Source organism: Streptomyces sp. CO7, from assembly GCF_053474865.1.
In genome coordinates this window covers 1-19,651 of sequence record NZ_JBRIOU010000175.1, presented here as the reverse complement: position 1 = coordinate 19,651, position 19,651 = coordinate 1, and the positions used below count along the sequence as shown (strand labels likewise).

Sequence of the window (19,651 nt, the reverse complement as noted above, 5' to 3'; positions counted from 1 at the left end):
GCCCACCGCCCTCGGTCGAGCGTCCTTCGGTCAGGCGGCGCAGCGCGGTGGCGGAGGCCGGGTCGCCGGGCCGGGTGACCAGCACCCAGAAGCCGGTGCCGGAGGGGAAGCCCCGCTCGGCGGCGGCGAGAGCCGCCGCCGAGCCGCCCTCGAGCAGGCGACGCATCGACTCGGCGTCCCGGTCCCAGCCGTCGTGCTGGCGGGGCGCCTCCCGGTGGGCGCGGATCAGCCGGGCGCGCACGGCGTCGGCCCAGTCGTCGTACAGCTCGCGGGCATCCAGCACCCGCTCGGCCGGGATGCCGGCGGCCTCGGACAGCTCGCGCGCACGGGCCCAGATGGCGCGCTCGGAGATCCGCACCGAGCCGAGGACCACGTCGATGGGAATGCCCTGCCGAGCACGGGTGACGGCGAGCTGTTCGACGACCGTCAGCTCCGCCTCGGTCGGGGCCCGGCGGCCGGCCAGCGCGCGGGCGGCCGCGGTGAGCAGCACCCTCGTGTGACCGGTGATGTCGGAGACCGGCAGGGTGGCCGACTCCTGCACGTGGCTGCGCACCGCGGCGACCACCTGCGGGAGCAGATCCTCGTCGGCGAGCACCCGCTCGATCAGGTCGACGAACGCCTGCCAGTCGTGCTCCTCGGCCTTCACGGCCGCATCGTTCCACAGGTTGTGGCGGGCCACAATCAGGCCCTCGAACGCGGTGGCCGCGGCCAGTCCGCGAGGAGGTGCGGCGACCTAGCGTTGTGACCGCCACCAGACGAAGCCCCCGGCCTCAGGGCCGCCCGGGCCGTCGGTCCCACCGCCCGGAACAGGAGAAGGAACGCGCATGAGCAATCCCGCCCGCGTCGCCGTCATCGGCGCCGGCGCCGCCGGACTGGCCACCACCAAGGCGCTGCTCGACATCGGCGCGGACGTCGTCGCCTACGAGAAGGGCGACCGGCCCGGCGGTCTCTGGGACCGCCACAACGGCAGCGGCCTCTCCCCGGCGTACGACTCGCTCCACCTGAACACCAGCAAGGGCCGCACCCAGTTCGCCGACCACCCGATGCCTGCCGACTGGGTCGACTACCCGTCGGCGTCGCTGGTGGCCGGCTACCTCGCCGACTACGCCGACACCTTCGGCGTGACCGGGCGCATCCGGTTCGGCAGCACCGTGACCCGCATCGAGCGCGAGGAGACGGGCCCTCGGGCCGGGGCCTGGACGGTGACGACGGAGGACGGCAGCGCGGACCGGTACGACGCCGTCGTCGTAGCCAACGGCCACAACTGGGACCCCCGGCTGCCCGAGCCGGGCTACCCCGGGACCTTCGACGGCGTCCAGATGCACGCCCACGACTACCGCGCCCCGGAGGTCTTCCGGGACCGTCACGTGCTGGTCGTCGGCATGGGCAACTCGGCCATGGACATCGCCGTCGACGCCTCCTACGTGGCCGCCTCGCCGGTGCTCCTCTCGGCCCGCCACGGCGTGCACATCGTCCCGAAGTACCTCTTCGGCCGCCCTGCCGACGCCACCGGCGGCGCCCTCGCCGTGCTTCCGTGGCGGATCCGCCAGCGGCTGGCGGAGACCATGCTGCGTGTCGCGGTCGGCCGGCCCGAGGACTACGGCCTGCCGACCCCGGCGGGCGGCCTGTTCCAGAACCATCCGACGATCAGTGACACCGTCCTGCACCGGCTGACCCACGGCGAGGTGGTGGCACGTCCGGGGATCGAGCGGCTCGACGGCGACCGCGTCGTCTTCACCGACGGCCGTGCCGAGCGCGTCGACACCATCGTGTGGGCCACCGGCTACCGCGTCACCATCCCCTTCCTCTCCGAGCGGTGGATCGGCGCCGACCCGGAGAAGCTGCGGCTGCACCACCGCGTCTTCCACCTCGACGACCCGAGCCTGGCCTTCGTCGGCCTGATGCAGTCCACCGGCGCGGCGCTGCCGGTCGTGGAGGCGCAGGCGAAGCTGGTCGCGGCGCACCTCGGCGGCCGCTACGCCCTGCCGGGCGTCGACGAGCGTCGCAGCATCGCCGACCGGACGCTGCGCGACGCCCGGGCCCGGTGGGGGGACAAGCGCCCCGCGATGCGCATCGACTTCGACGCCTACGTCGCCTCCGTGCCGCGCGAGCTCGCCGCGGGCAGGAAGCGGCTGGCCGCCCACGGCGGCGCGTTCGAACCCCGCCTCACCGGCACCGACACCGAAGCCGGCAGCGGCACCGGAGCCGGCACGAGCGCCGGCGCCAGCTCCAGCACCGACGCCACCGCGTCCCACACCACCGACGAGGTCTCCGCATGAGCCTGCGCAACGCCACCGGTCTGCGCGTCCTGATCACCGGGGCCTCCGGCACGTTCGGCCGGGCGCTCGCCACCGAGCTGATCGGCCGGGGCGCGCACGTCGTCGGGCTCGACGTCGCACCGCGCGACGACGACCCGATGACGGTCGTCCCCTGCGACCTCACCGACGACGCCGCCGTGCCCGCGGCCGTGGCCATCGCCCTGGCGGAGCTCGGCGGGCTCGACATCCTGATCAACAACGCCGGCATCGGCGGCCCCGCCCCGGCCGAGCTGCCGCCGGGAGAGGAGGTCCGACGCCAGCTCGACATCAACCTGCTCGGCACCTGGCGTGTCAGTGCTGCCTGCGTTCCGGCGCTCGTCGCCTCGCGCGGCCGCGTCGTCATGCTCACCTCCCGGATGGCCGTCGTGCAGCTGCCGCTCGCCGCGGCGTACGGCGCCTCCAAGCGCGCTCTGGTCGCCTACGCCGACGCGCTGCGCCTGGAGCTCGGCACGCACGTGGGCGTCACCTGCGTCTACCCGTCGGCGGTGCGCAGCCCGATCCACGACTCGACCGCCAGGGCGGGCCTGTCGCTGGAGGGCATGAGCTCGTACGAGCCGCTCGAGGGCGTGGTGCACACCGTGCTGCGCGCGGCCCTCTCACCGCGGGCGCTCCGGGACCTGCCGACCACGCGCCGTGGCGCGGTGGAGTTCTTCCTCGCCCGCCACCTGCCGTCGCTGACCGACCGGATCGTGCGGCGCACCTTCTCCTCCCGCATCCGGTCGGGCGCCTTCCGTGACGCCGAGCTCGCGGCCGGTGCGGTGGCGCGGCACGCGGAGGCCGGGCGGTGAGGGCCATGGACACGCTTCCCGCTCCCGACGGACCCGGCTCCCCCGTCGGACCGGGCCCACACGTCGGACCGGGGACCGCCGTCGCGGAGGACGGGGAGCCGGCACGGGCCGGGCGCGGACCGCTGCTGCGGTACGCCGCCGGCTCACTCGGCATGGGCGCCTGGGTGACGGTCCCGGGCCTGCTCCTGCTGTACTTCCTGACCAACACCCTCGGCGTCTCCCCGCTGATCGCCGGCCTGGCGCTGCTGATCCCCAAGGTCGTCGACGCGGTCGTCCATCCCGTCTTCGGCACCCTCTCGGACCGCCAGGCCCGCCGGCGGGGGAACCGTCGCGGGATGATGCGCTGGGGTCTGCTGCTGGGCGCCGCCATGATCGCGATGTTCACCGTCCCCGGCGGGTTGCACGGCACGCCGGCCGCCGTCTGGGTCGCCGCCTGGTACGTCGTCGGGAACCTCCTCTTCGCGGCGTTCCAGGTGCCCTACCTGACCACGCCCTCGGACCTGCGGGTCGGCTCCCACGAGTCCGCCCGCGTCTTCATGGTGCGGATGGTGCTGCTCACCGTCGGCCTGCTGGTGGCCGGTGTCCTGGCCCCGGTGCTGGTCGCCGACGCGCAGCGCGGCAGCTACACCCGGATGGCGTTCGTCTTCGCCGCCCTCATGCTGGTAACGGCGCTGGTGGCGATCCGCGGCGTCCGCCGGCTCAACGACACCTGCGGCTTCCGGGAGCCCGCCGCGCATTCCCAGTCCGCCCTCGCCGACCTGCGGCTCGCCTGGGCCGACCGTGGTTTCCGGCTGCTGGTGCTCTCCTACCTCTTCACGGGGACGACCACCCACCTGGTGCTCGCGGCCGTGCCGTTCTACGCCGAGCACGTCCTCGGCCGCTCGGGCCTGACCGCTGTCCTGATGGGCGCGTTCCTCGGCCCCGCGATGATCACCTCGCCGGTGTGGCTCCGTGTCTCCGGGCGGATCGGCAAGCAGCGCGGGCTGCTGCTCGCCCAGCTGCTGTTCGTCCTCGGCAGCGTCGTCCTCGTCGCCGGGGACCACGTGCCGGTGGCGGTCACCGTCGCTGTCGTCGCCCTGCTGGGCACGTCCTTCGCCGGGCTGCAGCTGCTGGCGTTCTCGATGGTGCCGGACGCCGTGGCCGCCGCCGAGCGCCGCGGACACTCGCGGGCCGGCGCCTACACCGGCGTATGGACGGCCACCGAGGCCGTCGGAACCGCAGCGGGCCCGTACGTCTACTCGGCCGTGCTGGCCGTCGGGGGCTTCGCGGCCTCGGTCGACGGGGAGGGCGTGACGCAGACCGCGGGCGCCGTCCAGGCCGTGCTCATCGGGTTCACCGCCGTGCCGGCGGTCCTCATGGCCGTCGCCTGGCTCGTCCAGCGGCGCTGCGGAATCGATCAGCTCGCGGACGCGACGGCGACGCGGTGACCGGTGACGCGGTGACCTGTGACGTGATGACGTGATGATCGGCGACATCGGCGCGCTCGGCACCCTCGTCGGCCTGGCCGCCGTCCTGGTCGGGGCGATCGCCCAGGCCGCGACGGGCATGGGCTTCTCGCTGGTCGTCGCGCCCTGCCTCGTGGCGGTGATGGGGCCCCGCGACGGCGTTGCGGTGCCGCTCGTCCTCGCGGCCCTCTCCTCGGTGGCGCCGTTGTGGAGCAACCGCTCCCACGTCGAGCCTCGGGCGGTCGCCCGTCTGCTCCTGCCGACGCTGGCGTTCACCCCCGTCGTCGCCTGGGCGGTCCGCGACGTCGAGACCCGTTGGCTCGCCCTGGCGGGAGGCGTGGGCGTCGTCGGGGCCACGCTCCTGCTCGCCGGCGGCCTGCGCTCCCCGTGGCTCAAGCGTCGCGAAGCGGTGGTCGTCGTCGGGGCCGCGAGCGCCGCGCTCAACGTGGTCGGAGGAGTCGGGGGCCCGCCCGTCGGCCTGTACGTGGCCAACGCCGGGTGGGAGCCGCGCAAGGCCCGCGGCACCCTGCAGGCGTTCTTCGGCATCCAGAACCTCGTGACCGCCCTCGTCCTCGGCCTCGTGCTCCCCGACCCGGCCCAGCTGGCCGCGCTCACCCTCGGGACGGCGGCCGGGCTGCTGCTCTCCGGCCGGACGGGGGCGGCCACCGTGCGTGCCGGGATCCTGGCCGTCTCACTGTTCGGCGGCGTCTGGCTGGTGGCCGGCGCCGTCTCGTAGGCCCCGGCCGCCCGGGGGACGCCAGCCGCCGGCGAGGATGTCGAAGATCTCCTCGCCGGCGGCCCTGCGGTCCTTCTGTCCCCGGGCGAGGACCGGGACCTCCAGGACGAAGCGGGCGAGGGTGACGCAGGCCAGGTTGCCGTGCTCCACTCCGAACTCGTCGGCGAGCGCCGCGCCGAGGGTGTCGGTGTGGCGGGCCCACATGCGTTCGGCGTAGGCGCGCAACGCGGGTGTGGAGTCGACCAGCCGGAAGAACTCCTCGTTCTGCGGGTGGTCGGCGATCGGCAGCCAGGTGTCGAGGACGTGCCGGCGCAGTGCCTCGAGGACGCCCGCACCCTCCGCGCGCTGTCGCACCGCGGCGATCAGCTGCGTGTCGATGCTCTCCTCCTGGTCGAAGACGAGAGCCTCCTTGCCGGTGAAGTGCTTGAACACCGTGGTGGTCGACACGTCGGCCTCGTCCGCCACGTCCCGGACGCTCACCTGGTCGTATCCCCGCTCCAGGAAGAGACGGAGCGCGGCGTCGGCGATCGCCTGCCTGGTGGCCGCCTTCTTGCGTTCGCGGCGGCCGACGGGGGCTTCGGCGGGGGGTTCGGTCATGAGCGTGAGCCTATCCGACAACGGCATCCGCCAATTAGCGGACTCTCGAAAAAAGTTGTCGGATTACACTTTTGCTCCTACTCTCCTCCTGACGTCCCGCCTTCCGGCGCCCGGACGTCTCCCGCGACCACCGATGAGGAGCGACCCTTGACCTCTCCGCACCCCACCCGCGCACGGATCAGCATCGTCGGGGCCGGTCCCGGCGGACTGACCTGCGCCCGCGTCCTTCAGCAGCACGGCATCCATGCCACCGTCTTCGACCGCGACGCCCGCCCCGAGGCGCGCGACCAGGGCGGGAGCCTGGATCTGCACGCCGACAACGGTCAGATCGCCCTGCGCGAGGCCGGCCTCCTGGAGAGGTTCTTCGAACTGGCCCGCCCCGAAGGCCAGGAGATGCGTCAGCTGGACCCGTCGGGCGAGCTCACGTTCCACCGGATGCCGGAAGCCGGCGAGCTGTTCAAGCCCGAGATCGACCGCGGACAGTTGCGCGACATGCTGCTCGACTCGCTGCGCCCCGGCACCGTGCGCTGGGGCCGGGGCGTGGAGCAGGTCGGCGGCCCGGCCCAGGGGCCGCGGCGGCTGCGCTTCGCCGACGGCAGCACCGTCGAAGCCGATCTGGTCATCGGCGCGGACGGCGCCTTCTCCCGGGTCCGCCCCGCCGTCTCCCCCGCGACCCCCGGGTACAGCGGTGTCAGCTTCCTCGAGGCGTGGTTCTCGGACGTCGACCGGTGTCATCCCGAGATCGCCGAACTGGTCGGTCAGGGCGCAGCGCACGCGGCCGACGGCGAGCGCGCCCTGTTCGCCCAGCGCAGCAGCGGTGACCGGATCCGCGTCTACGTCGTCCAGCGTGTCCCCGCCGACTGGATCACCGCGCGCGGTCTGCGGCGCGAGGACACGGCGGACATCCGCGCCCTGCTCCTGGAGCGATTCGCCCAGTGGTCGCCCCGGCTGCGCCGGATGATCACGGACAACGAGGGCGCCTACGTGGACCGCCCCATCCTCGCCCTGCCCGTGCCGCACATCTGGGAGCACGACCCCACGGTGACCCTGCTCGGCGACGCGGCCCACCTCATGCCGCCGCTCGGCGTCGGCGTGAACCTCGCCATGCTCGACGCCTGCGAGCTCGCCCTCGCCCTCGCGCACGCCGCCACCGTCGACGACGCCGTCCGCGCCTACGAGACGACCATGCTTCCCCGCTCGACCGAGATGGCGAAGATGCTCGACGGCGCCACCGCACACCTCCTCGAAGCCGAGGGGCCCGGGCCGGACGAGGACGCCCGGCGGTGAGGGGCGACGCCGGCGCCCCGGGGTGTCAGCGCCGCGAGTCGTCGGACCCGACGACGAGTACCGGCGAGCAGCCCGACCGCTCGGAGAGCTCCAGATGCCTCACTGGGTGTAGAACGTGGCGTCGGCCCGGTCGGTCGCCGTGCCGAGGGCCTGCACCTGCAGCAACTGGTCGAAGTGGCGGATGTAGCGGCCCGGGAAGTTGGACGACTCGTAGGAGACGCCGGCGGAGTCGGCGAGTCCGGCCCGCGCCGACCAGGACGCGTCGCCGCGGAACACGGCCGTGCCGTCGTTCTTCTCCACCCGCACCTCGAAGTTCCGGTGACGCAGGAAGTAGCCCGGGAAGTTGGCCGACTCCAGGGAGACGGTGCCGTTGCCGGCCAGTCCGGAGACGACACGGAACTGCGAGTCGGCCAGCGGGCTGACGTTCGCGTCGGTCCTCGCGCGGAACTCCCAGTGGCGGACGAAACGGTCGGGGAAGTTGTACGAGGAGAGCCGGACCGGCGTCACGCCGTCGGCGACCGGTATCCCGAAGTCGGGTGTGCCGTCGGCCTTCCAGTAGATCTTCTGGACGCGCGTCCGGCGGTTGGGGTCGTTGAGGGGGTCGCCGCTGATGTCCCGGTAACCGCGGTCGTGGTAGACGAGGATGTCCGACCTGCCGTCCTCGGAGACCGTGAACTGGTTGTGCCCGGGGCCGTACTGGCCGGTGGCGGCGTTGCTCGCGAAGACCGGGCCCGCGTTTTTGGTCCACGACGACGCCTTCGTCAGGTCGGCGGAGGCGGACGCCGTCAGCATGCCCATGCAGTAGTTGGCGTCCGTCGCACTGGCCGAGAAGGTCATGAAGACCTTGCCCCCGCGCTGGATGACGGCCGGGCCCTCGTTGACGGTCTGGCCTCCCGCAGTCTCCCACGAAGCGGTCGGCCGGCTGAGCATGACCGGCGTACCCGTGATGGTCCACGGGTTGGACATCCGTGCCAGGTAGAGGTTGGTGCCGGCGCCGACCGCAGGGTCGTTCTGCGCCCAGGCGAGATAGCGGGTGCCGTTCACGGCGAAGGTCGTCGCGTCCAGCGAGAAGGTGTCGAGGGGCAGGGCGATCCGGCCCTTCTCCGTCCACGTCCCGGTGACCGGGTTCGCGGCGGCGCACTCGAGGACGTACGGCCGGATCCTCCACACGTCGTTCGCGTCTCCGGCGGCGAAGTGGACGTACCACTTGCCGTCCACGAAATGGAGTTCGGGCGCCCAGATGTGGGAGCCCATCGCGCCACTGGCGTGCTTGGTCCACACGGTCGTCTCGGCGGCCGAGGACAGCCCTTGGATGGTGGTGGCGCGGCGCAGCACGATCCGGTCGTAGGCGGGCACGGTGGCGGTGAAGTAGTAGTAGCCGTCGGTGTGCTTGTGGATGTGCGGGTCGGCCCGCTGCTCGACGAGCGTGTTCCGGTACGTCACCCCCGGCGACGCCGGCACCGCCGCGTGGGCGGTGGTGGCCGTGGTGCCGGCAAGGGTGGCGACGGCCGAGCCGGCGATGACACCGAGGGCCGAGCGGCGGGTAAGGCCAGGTCTCACGACTACTCCCTTGCGGGGCGGGGGTGCGGGCGCCGGACGTTCACACACTGTCGATGTACCGAGCACGGCTCGTGGCCTCGGCGAGAGGCTAGGTTCCGCGGATCACGTCGTCAACGGTCTCCGCCGACATCCGGCCCCCGGTGGTGGCGGCACACGGCGAAGAGCCGTGGCGGAACGAAAAGCGACTGGTCGCGGCGCGAGCGGGCAGGCGGGTCTCGCACGCGGGTCACAACCGACACGCGGCGCATTTCCCCCCTTACCGTCCGAACCTCAGGAGTTCCGCGTGATGATTGTCGGCGTGATAGCCGCTTGTGTCGTCCTGGCCGTGCTCGCCTTCCTGCTCCCCCGGCTGTCCCGGCACCCGCAGAACGGCGCGCAGCGCGCGCTGGGAGCGGGTTCACGCACCGGGTCCAAGGCACCCGGCCCGCTGGGGCGCCTGCTCAGCAAGCCCTTCAGCTCCAGTTCGCGTGCCGTGGGCCGCAGCGGTTCCGCCGGCCGGCGGGCGCGCGGACGCCTGCCGTTCTGATCACCGGGAGAGGACGAAGTGGACGAGCCCGAGGACGAACTTCTCGACGGCCTGACGGTGAACGAGCAACGGCCGGAGAAGCCGGTCCTGCTCAACGCCGACGGCAGCCCCATCAAGACCTGGCAGGAGAACCATCCCTACGCCCAGAAGGTGCGCCGGGCCGAGTACGACCGCCGGAAGCGGGCTCTGCAGATCGAGCTGCTGAAGATGCAGCGCTGGGTGAAGGAGACCGGCCAGCGGATCGTCGTGGTCTGCGAGGGCCGGGACGCGGCCGGCAAGGGCGGCACCATCCAGCGGTTCACCGAGCGGCTGAACCCGCGCGGCGCCCGCGTGGTGGCACTGGAGAAGCCCACCGAACGGGAGGCGGGCCAGTGGTACTTCCAGCGTTACGTGTCCCATCTGCCCGCCCGCGGTGAGATCGTCTTCTTCGACCGTTCCTGGTACAACCGGGCGGGCGTCGAGCGGGTGATGGGCTTCTGCACGGAGGAGGAGTACCAGCGGTTCCTGCGGCAGGCGCCGATGTTCGAGCGGATGCTCACCGACGACGGCATCCTGCTGGTGAAGTTCTGGTTCTCCGTCTCCCGGGCCGAGCAGCGCACCCGGTTCGCCATCCGGCAGGTCGACCCGGTACGCCGGTGGAAGTTGTCGCCGACGGACCTGGCCTCGCTGGACCGCTGGGACGAGTACACGACCGCGAAGGTCGAGATGTTCCGCGCCACGGACACGCCGCACGCCCCGTGGACGGTGGTGAAGAACAACGACAAGCGGCGCGGCCGCCTGGAGGCGATGCGCAGCCTGCTCGACCGCTGCGCGTACCCGGCCAAGGACCACACCGTCGTGGGCACACCCGACCCGCTGATCGTCGGCTCGGCCGACACCCTGCTGGAACCCGGCGAGGAGCCCGCCGACCTCTCCCCCACCCCGCTCGCCGGTGACCGCCGCGGCCCCGGACTCCATCCCGGCCGCGAGGACGAAAGGCCGAAGGGGCCGGGTGGAGCCGCCTGACCGTCGTGTCGCGGAGCCGCGGCGAAGCGGGAGGCGGACCGGTGCCGATGTGAGACCCTCCCCCCCACGTGACGTCGGCGCCTGCGCCGGCTCGCCGGCCTCGCGCCCTGCGGTGGCCGACTCCCCTGGCAGGGACGGCAGCGGTGAGAGCAGAGCAAGCGGGAAGGACCGCACCCTGGGCGAAGGCCCTGGCTGCGGTCCTTCTCACGCCCGTACTGGTCCTCGTCACCCTGCACGCCGTCGGCGAGTACCGCGAGTCGGGCCGGGAGCGCGGTGCCTTCGAGGCGACCCGGACGGACGCGGCACGGTTCGCCGACGCCCTGGTCGCGGCCAGGGACCGCACCCCGTCCGACGAGGACGTCCGGGCCGTCCTCCACCGGGCGGCAGGCGCCGGCCCGCGCACCGGGGCGCTCATCGGGGTGCACCCCACGCAGCACGGCACCCGCGTTGTCGTCCGGTTCTCCCGCCCGTACGAGCGGAGCCTCGCGGTCCTGGGCCCGGCCGAGGCCGTGGCCAGGCGCTGCTTCACCGTGGATCTGCCGGCGACCGGCCCGCCCCGCGCCCACGTCACGGCCCACAGCCCCGAGACGTCCTGCCGGTCCGTGGCCGCCACCTCACCGAACTGAGCGGCAGGCCACAGATCTTCGACGCTACGGAGCCGTGTGGTAGTAGCGGGTGCACTCGCTGACCATGCCGTCGTCGGCGATGCGGAAGACGTCGACGAAACGTGTGCACGGGTGGTCCGGGACGACGCGCCGGCCCTCGGCGACCACGCTGCGGTCGGCGGCCACCAGGTGGTCGATCTCGTGACGGGCCTGGGCGGTGCCGTGGCGGAGGTGGGCGCGGACGACCTCGGCGCGGCCGTGGACGGGGGGCATGCCGGGCAGCTCCAGGACCACGCATTCGTGCATCAGGGAGGCGCAGGAGTCCGCGTCGCCCGCGTCGAGGTAGTCGTAGACCAGACGGACGTGGTCCATGCCTGCGGCGGTGATCAGGTCGGTCGCTCCCGAGAGCGCGGCTGCCGGCTGGTCGTGACTCGTCATCGGGCTGTACCCCTTTCGTTCTCCCTCCCGAGTCTGGGCGGCGGGGCCAACTCTTCGCTATCCCGGCACTATCCTCGCCCGACATATGCACGCCATGGACAGAACAGTGACATATGTGGAGACTGTTCGAAGCCGCTCTTGCCTCGTCAACTCATGTGTCTCGGTGGGGGATTCGTTGACCGACCTCATGACGGAGGAGGAGCAGGACGTCCCTCCGGCGCCGCGCCCGTCCTTCCGGATTCTCGGACCGCTGCAGGTGCAAGGTGCCGACGGTCCGCTGCGGGTGCCGCCCGGCCGCCAGGAGGTGATCCTCGCCGCGCTGCTGCTGGAGGCCAACCGGGTGGTCAGCACCGGTTATCTGGTCGACCTCATCTGGGAGGACGTTCCGCCGGAGACCGCCCGCACCCAGGTGCAGATCTGTGTGTCGCGCCTGCGGAAGCTGCTGGCCGGTGCGGACGCGGAGGTCTCGATCACCACCCGGGCTCCCGGGTACGTGCTGCACACCGACGCGAGCAACGTGGACGCCGCGCTGTTCACCGCGGGGGTGTCGCGGGCCAGGCGGCTGCGGGAGCGGGGCGACGCGCAACGGTCCGTGGAGGAGCTGAGGGCCGCGGTGGCCCTGTGGCAGGGGGACTGCCTGCCGGGGCTGGACAGCGGTGCGCTCGCGAACAGGGCGCGGCAGCTCGACGAGGAGCGGCTCACCGCCGTCGAGCTGCGGATCCAGCTGGAACTCGGGCTCGGGCGGCACGACCGGCTGGTGGGCGAGCTGCAGCTGCTCACCCACGAGCACCCGCTGCGGGAGAAGCTGCGCGGCCAGCTGATGCAGGCGCTGTACTGGTCGGGCCGGCAGGCCGAGGCGCTCGAGGTGTTCCGCACGGGGCGGCGGCTGCTCGACGAGGAGCTCGGGCTGGAGCCGGGCCGGGAGCTCAAGGACCTGGAGTCGGCGATCCTCACGGGCACGCTCACCCCGCCCGCCGGCCCGGCTCCGGACGTCCCGGGGCGGGCCGCGGAGGCACAGGCGCAGCCCGGTGCGGACGCGGAGGCCCGGCCGGAGGAGTCCTCGGCACGGGTCGAGACCTCCCGGCAGGAGGCCGTGCCGCATCAGCTTCCGGCGGCGACCGCCGACTTCGTCGCGGACGCGGCGCAGCTGGCGGCGCTCGAGGAGGCACTGACCGGAGGGCCGGAGCGGACGACGGTGGGTCTGGCGGCGGTCACCGGGAAGCCGGGCACCGGCAAGTCGGCCCTGGCCGTCGAGGTGGCGCACCGGTTGTCGGACTCGGCGTTCCCGGACGGGCAGCTGTACTGCGACCTGCGGGGGACGACCGGCGCCCCGGTCACCCCGGAGGAGGTGCTGGGGCGCTTCCTGAGGGCGCTGGGCATTCCGGGGCAGCTGGTCCCGGAATCGCTGGACGAGCGGGCGGAGATGTACCGCTCGAGACTGGCGTCCCGCCGGGTGCTGGTGGTGCTGGACGACGCGGCGAGCGAGCGGCAGGTGCTGCCGCTGCTTCCGGGGAGCCGTCACTGCGCGGTGCTGGTCACCAGCCGGACCCGGCTGACCGCGTTACCGGGAGCGCACCGCGTCGAGCTGGACGTGCTGGGCGAGGACCGGGCGCTGGAGTTGCTGGCCCGGATCGTCGGACGGGAGCGGGTGACGACGGAGGCGGTGGCGGCGGAGGCGCTGGTGCGCACCGTCGGCAGGCTGCCGCTGGCCCTGCGCATCGTGGCGGCCCGGCTGGCGGCGCGGCCGCACTGGTCGCTGGCGTCGATGGTGCAGCGGCTGGCCGACGAGCGGCACCGGCTGGACGAGCTGACGCACGGTGAGATGACCATGCGGGCGAGCCTGGCCCTGACGTACGACGGGCTGGCCCCGGACGACCGCCGGCTGCTGCGGCTGCTGAGCATGGCCCAGGCGCCGACCCTGCCGAGCTGGCTGGCGGGCGCCCTCCTGGACGACGGCCGGCCCTTCCCGTCGGATCTGATGGAGCCGCTGGTCGACGTGCAGATGCTGGACGTCGCCGGAGTGGAGCGCAGCGGTGGTTTCCGGTACCGCTTCCACGAGATCATCCGGGTGTACGCACGGGAGCGGCTGGCGGCCGACCCTCCCGGGGAGCGGGGGGCGGCGCTGGCCCGGATGGGCGGTGGCTGGATGTACCTCGCGCAGGAGGCCCACCGGAAGCTGTACGGCGGGGACTTCACCGTGCTGCGCGGAGACGCCCCGCGTTGGGAGCCGCCCGCCGCGTACACCCAGGAGCTGCTGGGGGATCCGCTGGCCTGGCTGGAGGCCGAGCAGGCCGCCCTGTGCCGCATGGTGGAGCACGCGGCCGAGGAGGGGCTGCACGACCTGTGCTGGGACCTGGCGACGACGCTGGTCACGTTGTTCGAGGTCAGAGGTCTGTACGACCTGTGGGAGCGGACGCACCTGTGCGCCCTGACGGCGGCCCGCAAGGCGGGCAATCTGCGGGGCACCGCGGCGGTGCGTGCCTCGCTCGGCTCGCTGTACATGAGCCGCAGCCAGTTCGACGCGGCGCGGCAGGCGCTGACCTCGGCGCTGGACGTCTTCCAAGCGCTGGACGAGCCCACGGGCGAGGGCCTGTGCCGCCGGGACCTGGCCCTCATCGCCCGGACGGGCGGTGACGACGCCTCGGCGCTGGAGCTGTACGCGCGGTCGCTGGCGGACTTCGACCGGGCGGGGGACGTGGTGGGGCGGGCGATCGTGCTGACGCAGAGCGCCCACATCCGGATGCGGCAGGGCGAGTTCGCGGCGGCGCAGGCCCAGCTGGACGAGGCTTTGGACACGTACGACGCGGTGGGTTACGTCGGCGGCCGGGCGCGCACGTTGCGGCGGGTGGGCCAGTTGCTGCTGGAGCAGGGCAAGAGCGATCTGGCGGTGCTGACCTTCACGGAGGTGCTGGAGCTGTGCCGGGATTCCGGCGACGTGATCGGCGAGGGGCACCTGCTGCGCGATCTGGGGCACGCCTTCTCCGTGATGGGCCGGCCCGATCGTGCCAGGGACTTCTTCGACCGGGCCGTGACCGCCCGGGAGCGGATCATGGATGTCGGCGGGGGGGCGCTGGCGCGTCTCGACCTGGCGCGCCTGCTGGACGGGGAGCCGGGGCGCGCCCGGGAGCTGCTGGCACCGGCTGTGGAGGTGTTCCAGGAGCGGGGGATGGTCCGTGAGCTGACGGAGGCGCGGCGGCTGCTCGCCGCGGGCTGAGGCCGGCGGTCCGTCGCGGCGGGGGTCAGTCCCAGGGGTTGTTGTCGGTGGTACCACCCGTGCCGCCCGTGCCTCCGGTCGTCCCCGTGCCGCCGGTCGTGCCGGTGCCATCGGTGCTGCCCGTGCCGCCGGTGGTGGTGCCGGTGTCGCCCTCGTCGGTGGTGGTGTCGCCGCCGACGGTGGAGTCGGCGGTGGCGACGGCCGTGGTGCCCGGGCCCGTGGTTCCGGCGGCCCAGCCGGTCTGGGCGCCGGCGGCGGCGAGCAGCACGATCAGCGCGGAAGCGACAGCGGCGCGGAGGGCGTTGCGGGGGGCGGCGGTGTGCGACATGGGGTGCTTCCTCTCGGTGGTGGCGGCCGGTAGCGGCTGACGACCACAAAGTTAGGAAGGGGCGGATTCACGGCACCGTCCGCTGCCTTATCACCCCGCTATCACGAGCCGGGGCCCGTGGTCCCGTCGTGATAGCCGCCCTCGCCGGCCGCCGGCGGAGGCCGGCGCGGTGGCCGCGGAGCGGCGTGTGAGGGGTTAGCGGCGGGATGGTTCCTGGATAGGCGGCGTGCCGACCATGGCCGGCAGACCTTCCTGACCCGACCAGCAGGAGCTGCACATGACGCACCGCCTTGCTTCTCAGGACACCGCCCCCTCCGCCGTCGCGCTCGGCGCCCTGATCCTCCGGCACCGGCTGCGCATCGGCCTGACACAGCGGGAGCTCGCGGACCTCTCCACCATCAGCGTCCGCGCCATACGCGACCTGGAGAAGGGGAAGGCGCAGCGGCCGAGAACCGACACGGTCCGGCTGATCGCCGACGGTCTGCGGCTCGGCCCCCGCGCCCGTGCGGCTCTCGAGGAGGCGGCCCAGCGCGGCCACCGAGGAGGTGTCCGGGCGGCCGTCGAGCGGCCCGCGCCGCCCGTTCCCCTCCACCCGCTGATCGGGCGCGAGGCGGAGTGCGCCGCGGTGGTGGAGGAGCTCCGCTCGGGCGCCGAACGGCTGGTGACCGTCGTGGGGCTGAGCGGTGTGGGCAAGACCCGGCTCGTCCTGGAGGCCGCCGCGCGGCTGCACGACGCGGGTCTTGCCGTGCTGTGGCACTCCGCGCCCGGGACGGCCGTCGACTTCCTCCCCGGCGGTCAGGGCCCGTTCGCCGCGCTCGCGGCCGACTGCGCCGCCTTCCTGCGCGGCGAGGGGCGGGACGACGATCTGCCCGGCGGGCCGGCCGGGCTGCCCGGCGACCGCGGTGTCGTGCTCGTCCTCGACGGCGCCGACACGCACCTGTTCGACTTCCACCGGCTGGGCCGTCTGCTGCGCGAGCTGCCCGGGGTCCGTCTGCTGGTCACCGCCGACAAGCCGTGGAACGTCCCCGGCGAACGTCTCTTCCTGCTGTCACCGCTGGACGCTCCCGAGCCCTCCGCCGCGGGCCCCGCCGACACGGCCGCCTCCCGCTTCTTCCTGGACCAGCTGCGCCGGCTGCGCCCGGGGATCCTCCCCACCGAGCGGGCACTCGCCGACGTGGCGTGGATCTGCCACCGCCTCGACGGCCATCCGATGTCGCTCGCGGCCGCCGCGTCCTGGCTGGCCGTCTACGACCTGCCCGCGCTGCGCAACCTTCTGGAGTCGGACCCCCGTCCGCTGCTCGCCCATCTGGCCGACGGTCCGGCCGGCTCCCGGCTGCAGGAGCGGGTGGCACGCACCGTGGCGGGACTGCCCGAGCCCTGCCGGGATCTGCTCGCCGGCCTGTGCCGTGACGGGGACGGCGCCTTCCTGTTGGAGGACGTGGTCCGGCTGACCGGCCGTCCGCTGCCCGAGTGCGGCCGCATGCTGCGGGACCTGCTGGTCGGCGGCGTGGTCCGGTCCGTAGAGGAGGGCGCGCTGCCCGCCTTCCGGGTGCTGTGCGTGGTGCGCGCGGTCCTCGGGGCGGCTGCCGTCGCGACTGCCGCCTGACTGCCGCGCGGCGGCCCGCTGCTGGCGCTCCCGCCGGAACAACTGCCGCTCCACGCCCCGGCCGACGGGTTGTATGGCACTGCCCGCCCCTCCCCCGCCGTCCCTCACCAGGAGACCGCCATGTCGTCCGACGCGCCTGTCGCTCCCGTCCCGGCCGCCACCCGGTTGCCTCTCTCGGCGGCCCAGCGTGACATCTGGACGGCGCACGCCCTCGACCCGTCGGGCCTGAAGTACAACGTGGCCGAATGCCGGGAGATCCTCGGCCCGGTCGACCCCGGGCTGATGGCCGCCGCCTGGCGCCGTCTCGCCGAGGAGGCGGACTTCCTGCGGACCCGCCGCTTCGAGGAGGACGGGGAGCAGGTCTGGCAGGTCGTCGACGCCGACGCCGGCCGGCTGGACCTGCCGTTCACCGACGTGAGCGGGGCGGCCGACCCGGAGGCGGAGGCGTGGCGGCTGATCGACGGGATGATCAGCGCCCCGTTCGCGCTGGACTCGGAGCCGCCGGTGCGCTGTGTGCTGATCCGGCTGGGCGCGGAGCGGTACTTCTACTTCTACGGCTTCCACCACCTGGTCGTGGACGGCGTCGGCGTCGGGCTCGCGCTGACGCGGCTGGTGGAGCTGTACGAGCGGGCGGTGGCCGGCGAGCCGTGGGGTCCGTCGCCGTTCGGGCGGCTCTCCGACCTGCTGGCGGAGGACGCCGCGTTCCGCGGGTCGCCGGAGGCCGCCGCCGAGCGGACGGCCTGGCGGGAGCACCTCGCCGGGGCGCCGGACGTCCCCCGCAGTCCGGTCCGGGGCGCCGGCCGGGCCACACCGGCCCACGGCGGTCTGCCCTTCGCCCGGCGCACCGTGCGGCTCTCCCCGGCCGACGCGGGCCGGCTGCGGGACGCGGCCCGCGCGCAGCGGGTCTCCTGGCCGGTCCTGCTGGTGTCGCTGCTCGCCGTGTACCTGCACCGGGTCACCGGGCAGGACGAGCTGGTGGTCGCCCTGCCGGTGACCGGCCGGACCACGCCGACGGCGCGCAGCACCCCCGGGATGATGTCGAACGTGGTGCCGCTGCGGCTGCACGTTCGCCCCGACGAGCCGTTCGGCGCGCTGGTCCGCTCGGTGTCCGCCGAGGTCAAGCACGGTCTGCGTGGCCAGCGGACCCGTTACGAGGACCTGTGCCGGGACGCCGGCGTCCTGGGGAGGGCGCGCGGACTCGCCACTCCGGTCGTCAACATCATGGGCTTCAACGCGGACCTCACGGTCTGCGGCAGCCCGACCGTCAACCACAACGTCAGCAACGGCCCGGTCGACGACCTCAGCATCGCCGTGTTCGACCTGGGGGCCGCGCACGGCATCCGGATCGACTTCGACACGCCGGTCGAGGGCGTGGACCCGGACGCCGTCGCCGCCCACCAGGACCGGTTCGCCGCGTTCCTGGCCACGGCCGCGGCACCTGCCGCCGGCGAGCTCGCCGGGCGCGTGACATCCGATCTCGAGGTGCTGACCGAGGCGGAGCGCGGCCTGCTGCTCGGGAAGTGGGCCGGCGCCACCACCGAGCGGCAGGACACCACGCTGGTGGAGCAGTTCGGGAAGCAGGCGGAACGTTTCCCCGACCGGGTCGCGCTGATCGACGGAGACCGGCGGATCACCTACCGGGAGCTCGACGCGGCCGCCAACCGCTGGGCCCGGCACCTGCGCGACCGCGGCCTGGGCCGCGGCGACCTGGCGGGCGTCCTGCTGGAACGAGGCGCGGACTTCGCCACCGCCCTGATCGCCGTGCTCAGGACCGGCGCCGCCCATGTACTGCTCGACCCCGACTTCCCCGACGAGCGCCTCCGCTCCGCGGCCGACGACGCCGGCATCAGCCACCTGGTGACCACGCCCCGGCTCGCGGGCCGCCTCGACGGTCCGTGGGCCGTCCACACGGAGGGTCCGCGGGAGCTCGCCCACCTGGAGGCGGGAGACCTGGAGGTCCCGCTCACCCCCGACGACCCGGCGTGCCTGATGTTCACCTCCGGATCGACCGGCCGGCCCAAGGGCATCCTGTCCTCCCACCGGAACCTGGTGGCCACCCTCGTCGGCCAGCAGTACCTCCCGACCGGCCCGGACGAGGTGTTCCTGCAGTCGTCGCCGGTGTCCTGGGACGCGTTCAGCCTCGAGTTCTGGGGCCCGCTGCTGCACGGCGGGACCACCGTCCTGCAGCCGGGGCAGAAGCCGGAGCCGACGCTGGTGAGCGAACTGGCGCGGCGTCACCGCGTCACCACGCTGCTGCTGTCGGCGAGCCTGTTCAACTACCTCGTCGACGAGCACCCGGAGACGTTCGAGAGCGTCGTCACCGCCTACACCGTCGGCGAGGCGGCCTCCCCGGCCCACGTGCACAAGCTGCAGCGGCTGAGGCCCGGGATCACCGTCGTCAACGGCTACGGCCCCGCCGAGGTCATGATCTACGCCACCACGCACACCGTCGAGCGCGGGCAGCGGCCGCACCCGTCCATCCCCATCGGGTCGCCACTGGCCGACAAGCCGCTGTACGTCCTCGACAGCAGGCTCCGGCTGTGCCCGCCGGGCGCCACCGGCGAACTGTACGTGGCGGGCGAGGGGCTGGCCCACGGCTACCTGGGCCGCCCGGACCTGACCGCCGCGCGTTTCGTGGCGAACCCGTACGGTCCCGCCGGCAGTCGTCTCTACCGCACCGGCGACCTCGTCCACTTCGACACGGACGGCAACCTCCACTACGACGGCCGCGCCGACGACCAGATCAAAATCCGCGGCTTCCGCGTCGAACCCGGCGAGATCGAGACCGCCCTCCTCACCCACCCCGCCGTCACCCAGGCCGTCGTCACCGTCCACCAGGGCCGGCTCTGTGCCCACATCGTCACCGACACCCCCACCTCGACCGACGCCGTCCGCGACCACCTGACCCGGCGTCTCCCCGACCACCTCGTCCCCACCTATCTCACCGTCCTCGACCGGCTCCCCCTCACCCCCAACGGAAAGATCGACAAGCGAGCCCTGCCCGCACCGACCGCCGTCTCCTCCACCGGACGCGCACCCCGCACCGGCACCGAGAAGACCCTCACGACGCTCTTCGCCCGCACCCTCGACCTCCCCGACACCCCCACCATCGACGACGACTTCTTCACCCTCGGCGGCCACTCCCTCCTCGCCGCCCGCCTCACCAACCACATCGCCACCGCCTTCGACGTCCGACTC

The 19,651-nt window shown here is 73.5% G+C and carries 16 protein-coding genes; 11 read left to right on the top strand and 5 right to left on the bottom strand.

Annotated features, from left to right (window positions below; genetic code table 11):
• A partial coding sequence (locus ACOV8S_RS31910; protein ID WP_448322007.1) for a hypothetical protein occupies positions 1-646 on the bottom strand: 646 nt, incomplete at its 3' end.
• A gap of 178 nt (positions 647-824) precedes the next feature.
• Here ACOV8S_RS31910 and ACOV8S_RS31905 point away from each other — a divergent pair.
• The 4 genes from ACOV8S_RS31905 to ACOV8S_RS31890 are packed head-to-tail and all read left to right on the top strand — an operon-like array spanning position 825 to position 5,287.
• On the top strand, positions 825-2,279 hold the full coding sequence (locus ACOV8S_RS31905; protein WP_448322005.1) for a flavin-containing monooxygenase: 1,455 nt from the start codon (positions 825-827) through the stop codon (positions 2,277-2,279).
• Positions 2,276-3,106 carry an SDR family NAD(P)-dependent oxidoreductase gene (locus tag ACOV8S_RS31900; RefSeq protein ID WP_448322003.1) on the top strand — a complete coding sequence of 277 codons (831 nt, stop codon included), beginning with the start codon at positions 2,276-2,278 and terminating at the stop codon, positions 3,104-3,106. The genes ACOV8S_RS31905 and ACOV8S_RS31900 overlap by 4 nt, the downstream gene beginning before the upstream one ends.
• Positions 3,107-3,111: 5 nt before the next feature.
• Positions 3,112-4,533: an MFS transporter gene (locus tag ACOV8S_RS31895; RefSeq protein ID WP_448322001.1), complete on the top strand. Its 1,422-nt coding sequence runs from the start codon at positions 3,112-3,114 to the stop codon at positions 4,531-4,533.
• Positions 4,534-4,567: 34 nt separating this feature from the next.
• Entirely contained in the window at positions 4,568-5,287 is a 720-nt protein-coding gene (locus ACOV8S_RS31890) for a TSUP family transporter (RefSeq protein ID WP_448321999.1), read from the top strand.
• Here the strand turns inward: ACOV8S_RS31890 and ACOV8S_RS31885 are convergent.
• The gene (locus ACOV8S_RS31885; RefSeq protein WP_448321997.1) at positions 5,243-5,884 is read right to left on the bottom strand and encodes a TetR/AcrR family transcriptional regulator; all 642 of its coding nucleotides are present in this window, start codon (positions 5,882-5,884) and stop codon (positions 5,243-5,245) included. The genes ACOV8S_RS31890 and ACOV8S_RS31885 overlap by 45 nt on opposite strands.
• A 147-nt stretch (positions 5,885-6,031) precedes the next feature.
• On the opposite strand from ACOV8S_RS31885, the gene ACOV8S_RS31880 reads away from it, so the two are divergent.
• Positions 6,032-7,171 (top strand): FAD-dependent oxidoreductase, encoded by a 1,140-nt coding sequence (locus tag ACOV8S_RS31880; RefSeq protein ID WP_448321995.1) that lies wholly within the window; start codon positions 6,032-6,034, stop codon positions 7,169-7,171.
• A gap of 99 nt (positions 7,172-7,270) precedes the next feature.
• On the opposite strand, the gene ACOV8S_RS31875 is transcribed toward ACOV8S_RS31880, so the two are convergent.
• The gene (locus tag ACOV8S_RS31875; protein WP_448322011.1) at positions 7,271-8,692 is read right to left on the bottom strand and encodes a family 43 glycosylhydrolase; all 1,422 of its coding nucleotides are present in this window, start codon (positions 8,690-8,692) and stop codon (positions 7,271-7,273) included.
• Positions 8,693-9,014: 322 nt separating this feature from the next.
• Between ACOV8S_RS31875 and ACOV8S_RS31870 the strand changes: the two genes are divergently transcribed.
• The 3 genes from ACOV8S_RS31870 (at position 9,015) to ACOV8S_RS31860 (ending at position 10,888) form a co-directional block, all read left to right on the top strand.
• Complete coding sequence (locus tag ACOV8S_RS31870) at positions 9,015-9,257, top strand: DUF6411 family protein (protein WP_351116320.1); 243 nt, start codon at positions 9,015-9,017, stop codon at positions 9,255-9,257.
• An 18-nt stretch (positions 9,258-9,275) separates the two neighbouring features.
• A complete protein-coding gene (ppk2, locus tag ACOV8S_RS31865; protein ID WP_448321994.1) occupies positions 9,276-10,262 on the top strand; it encodes a polyphosphate kinase 2 in 987 nt (328 codons plus the stop codon).
• A 143-nt stretch (positions 10,263-10,405) separates the two neighbouring features.
• Entirely contained in the window at positions 10,406-10,888 is a 483-nt protein-coding gene (locus ACOV8S_RS31860; protein ID WP_448321992.1) for a hypothetical protein, read from the top strand.
• A 24-nt stretch (positions 10,889-10,912) separates the two neighbouring features.
• On the opposite strand, the gene ACOV8S_RS31855 is transcribed toward ACOV8S_RS31860, so the two are convergent.
• Positions 10,913-11,305, bottom strand: a complete 393-nt coding sequence (locus ACOV8S_RS31855; protein ID WP_448321991.1) for a nuclear transport factor 2 family protein — start codon at positions 11,303-11,305, stop codon at positions 10,913-10,915.
• A 187-nt stretch (positions 11,306-11,492) separates the two neighbouring features.
• Between ACOV8S_RS31855 and ACOV8S_RS31850 the strand changes: the two genes are divergently transcribed.
• Complete coding sequence (locus tag ACOV8S_RS31850) at positions 11,493-14,519, top strand: AfsR/SARP family transcriptional regulator (RefSeq protein ID WP_448322009.1); 3,027 nt, start codon at positions 11,493-11,495, stop codon at positions 14,517-14,519.
• 25 nt (positions 14,520-14,544) lie between these two features.
• Here the strand turns inward: ACOV8S_RS31850 and ACOV8S_RS31845 are convergent, their stop codons facing one another.
• Positions 14,545-14,847 (bottom strand): hypothetical protein, encoded by a 303-nt coding sequence (locus ACOV8S_RS31845; protein ID WP_448321989.1) that lies wholly within the window; start codon positions 14,845-14,847, stop codon positions 14,545-14,547.
• 277 nt (positions 14,848-15,124) lie between these two features.
• Between ACOV8S_RS31845 and ACOV8S_RS31840 the strand changes: the two genes are divergently transcribed.
• Together ACOV8S_RS31840 and ACOV8S_RS31835 are read left to right on the top strand one after the other, a co-directional pair.
• Positions 15,125-16,453, top strand: coding sequence for an AAA family ATPase (locus ACOV8S_RS31840; RefSeq protein WP_448321987.1), 1,329 nt, complete (start codon positions 15,125-15,127; stop codon positions 16,451-16,453).
• Between the two features lie 120 nt (positions 16,454-16,573).
• Positions 16,574-19,651: amino acid adenylation domain-containing protein (locus ACOV8S_RS31835; RefSeq protein WP_448321985.1), on the top strand; the 3,078-nt coding region annotated here is incomplete at its 3' end.

Coding starts and splice junctions, on each gene's coding strand:
- ACOV8S_RS31905 (WP_448322005.1), top strand. CDS start 825: ATGAGCAATCCCGCCCGCGTCGCCGTCATCGGCGCCGGCGCCGCCGGA.
- ACOV8S_RS31900 (WP_448322003.1), top strand. CDS start 2,276: ATGAGCCTGCGCAACGCCACCGGTCTGCGCGTCCTGATCACCGGGGCC.
- ACOV8S_RS31895 (WP_448322001.1), top strand. CDS start 3,112: ATGGACACGCTTCCCGCTCCCGACGGACCCGGCTCCCCCGTCGGACCG.
- ACOV8S_RS31890 (WP_448321999.1), top strand. CDS start 4,568: ATGATCGGCGACATCGGCGCGCTCGGCACCCTCGTCGGCCTGGCCGCC.
- ACOV8S_RS31885 (WP_448321997.1), bottom strand. CDS start 5,884: ATGACCGAACCCCCCGCCGAAGCCCCCGTCGGCCGCCGCGAACGCAAG.
- ACOV8S_RS31855 (WP_448321991.1), bottom strand. CDS start 11,305: ATGACGAGTCACGACCAGCCGGCAGCCGCGCTCTCGGGAGCGACCGAC.
- ACOV8S_RS31850 (WP_448322009.1), top strand. CDS start 11,493: ATGACGGAGGAGGAGCAGGACGTCCCTCCGGCGCCGCGCCCGTCCTTC.
- ACOV8S_RS31845 (WP_448321989.1), bottom strand. CDS start 14,847: ATGTCGCACACCGCCGCCCCCCGCAACGCCCTCCGCGCCGCTGTCGCT.
- ACOV8S_RS31840 (WP_448321987.1), top strand. CDS start 15,125: ATGACGCACCGCCTTGCTTCTCAGGACACCGCCCCCTCCGCCGTCGCG.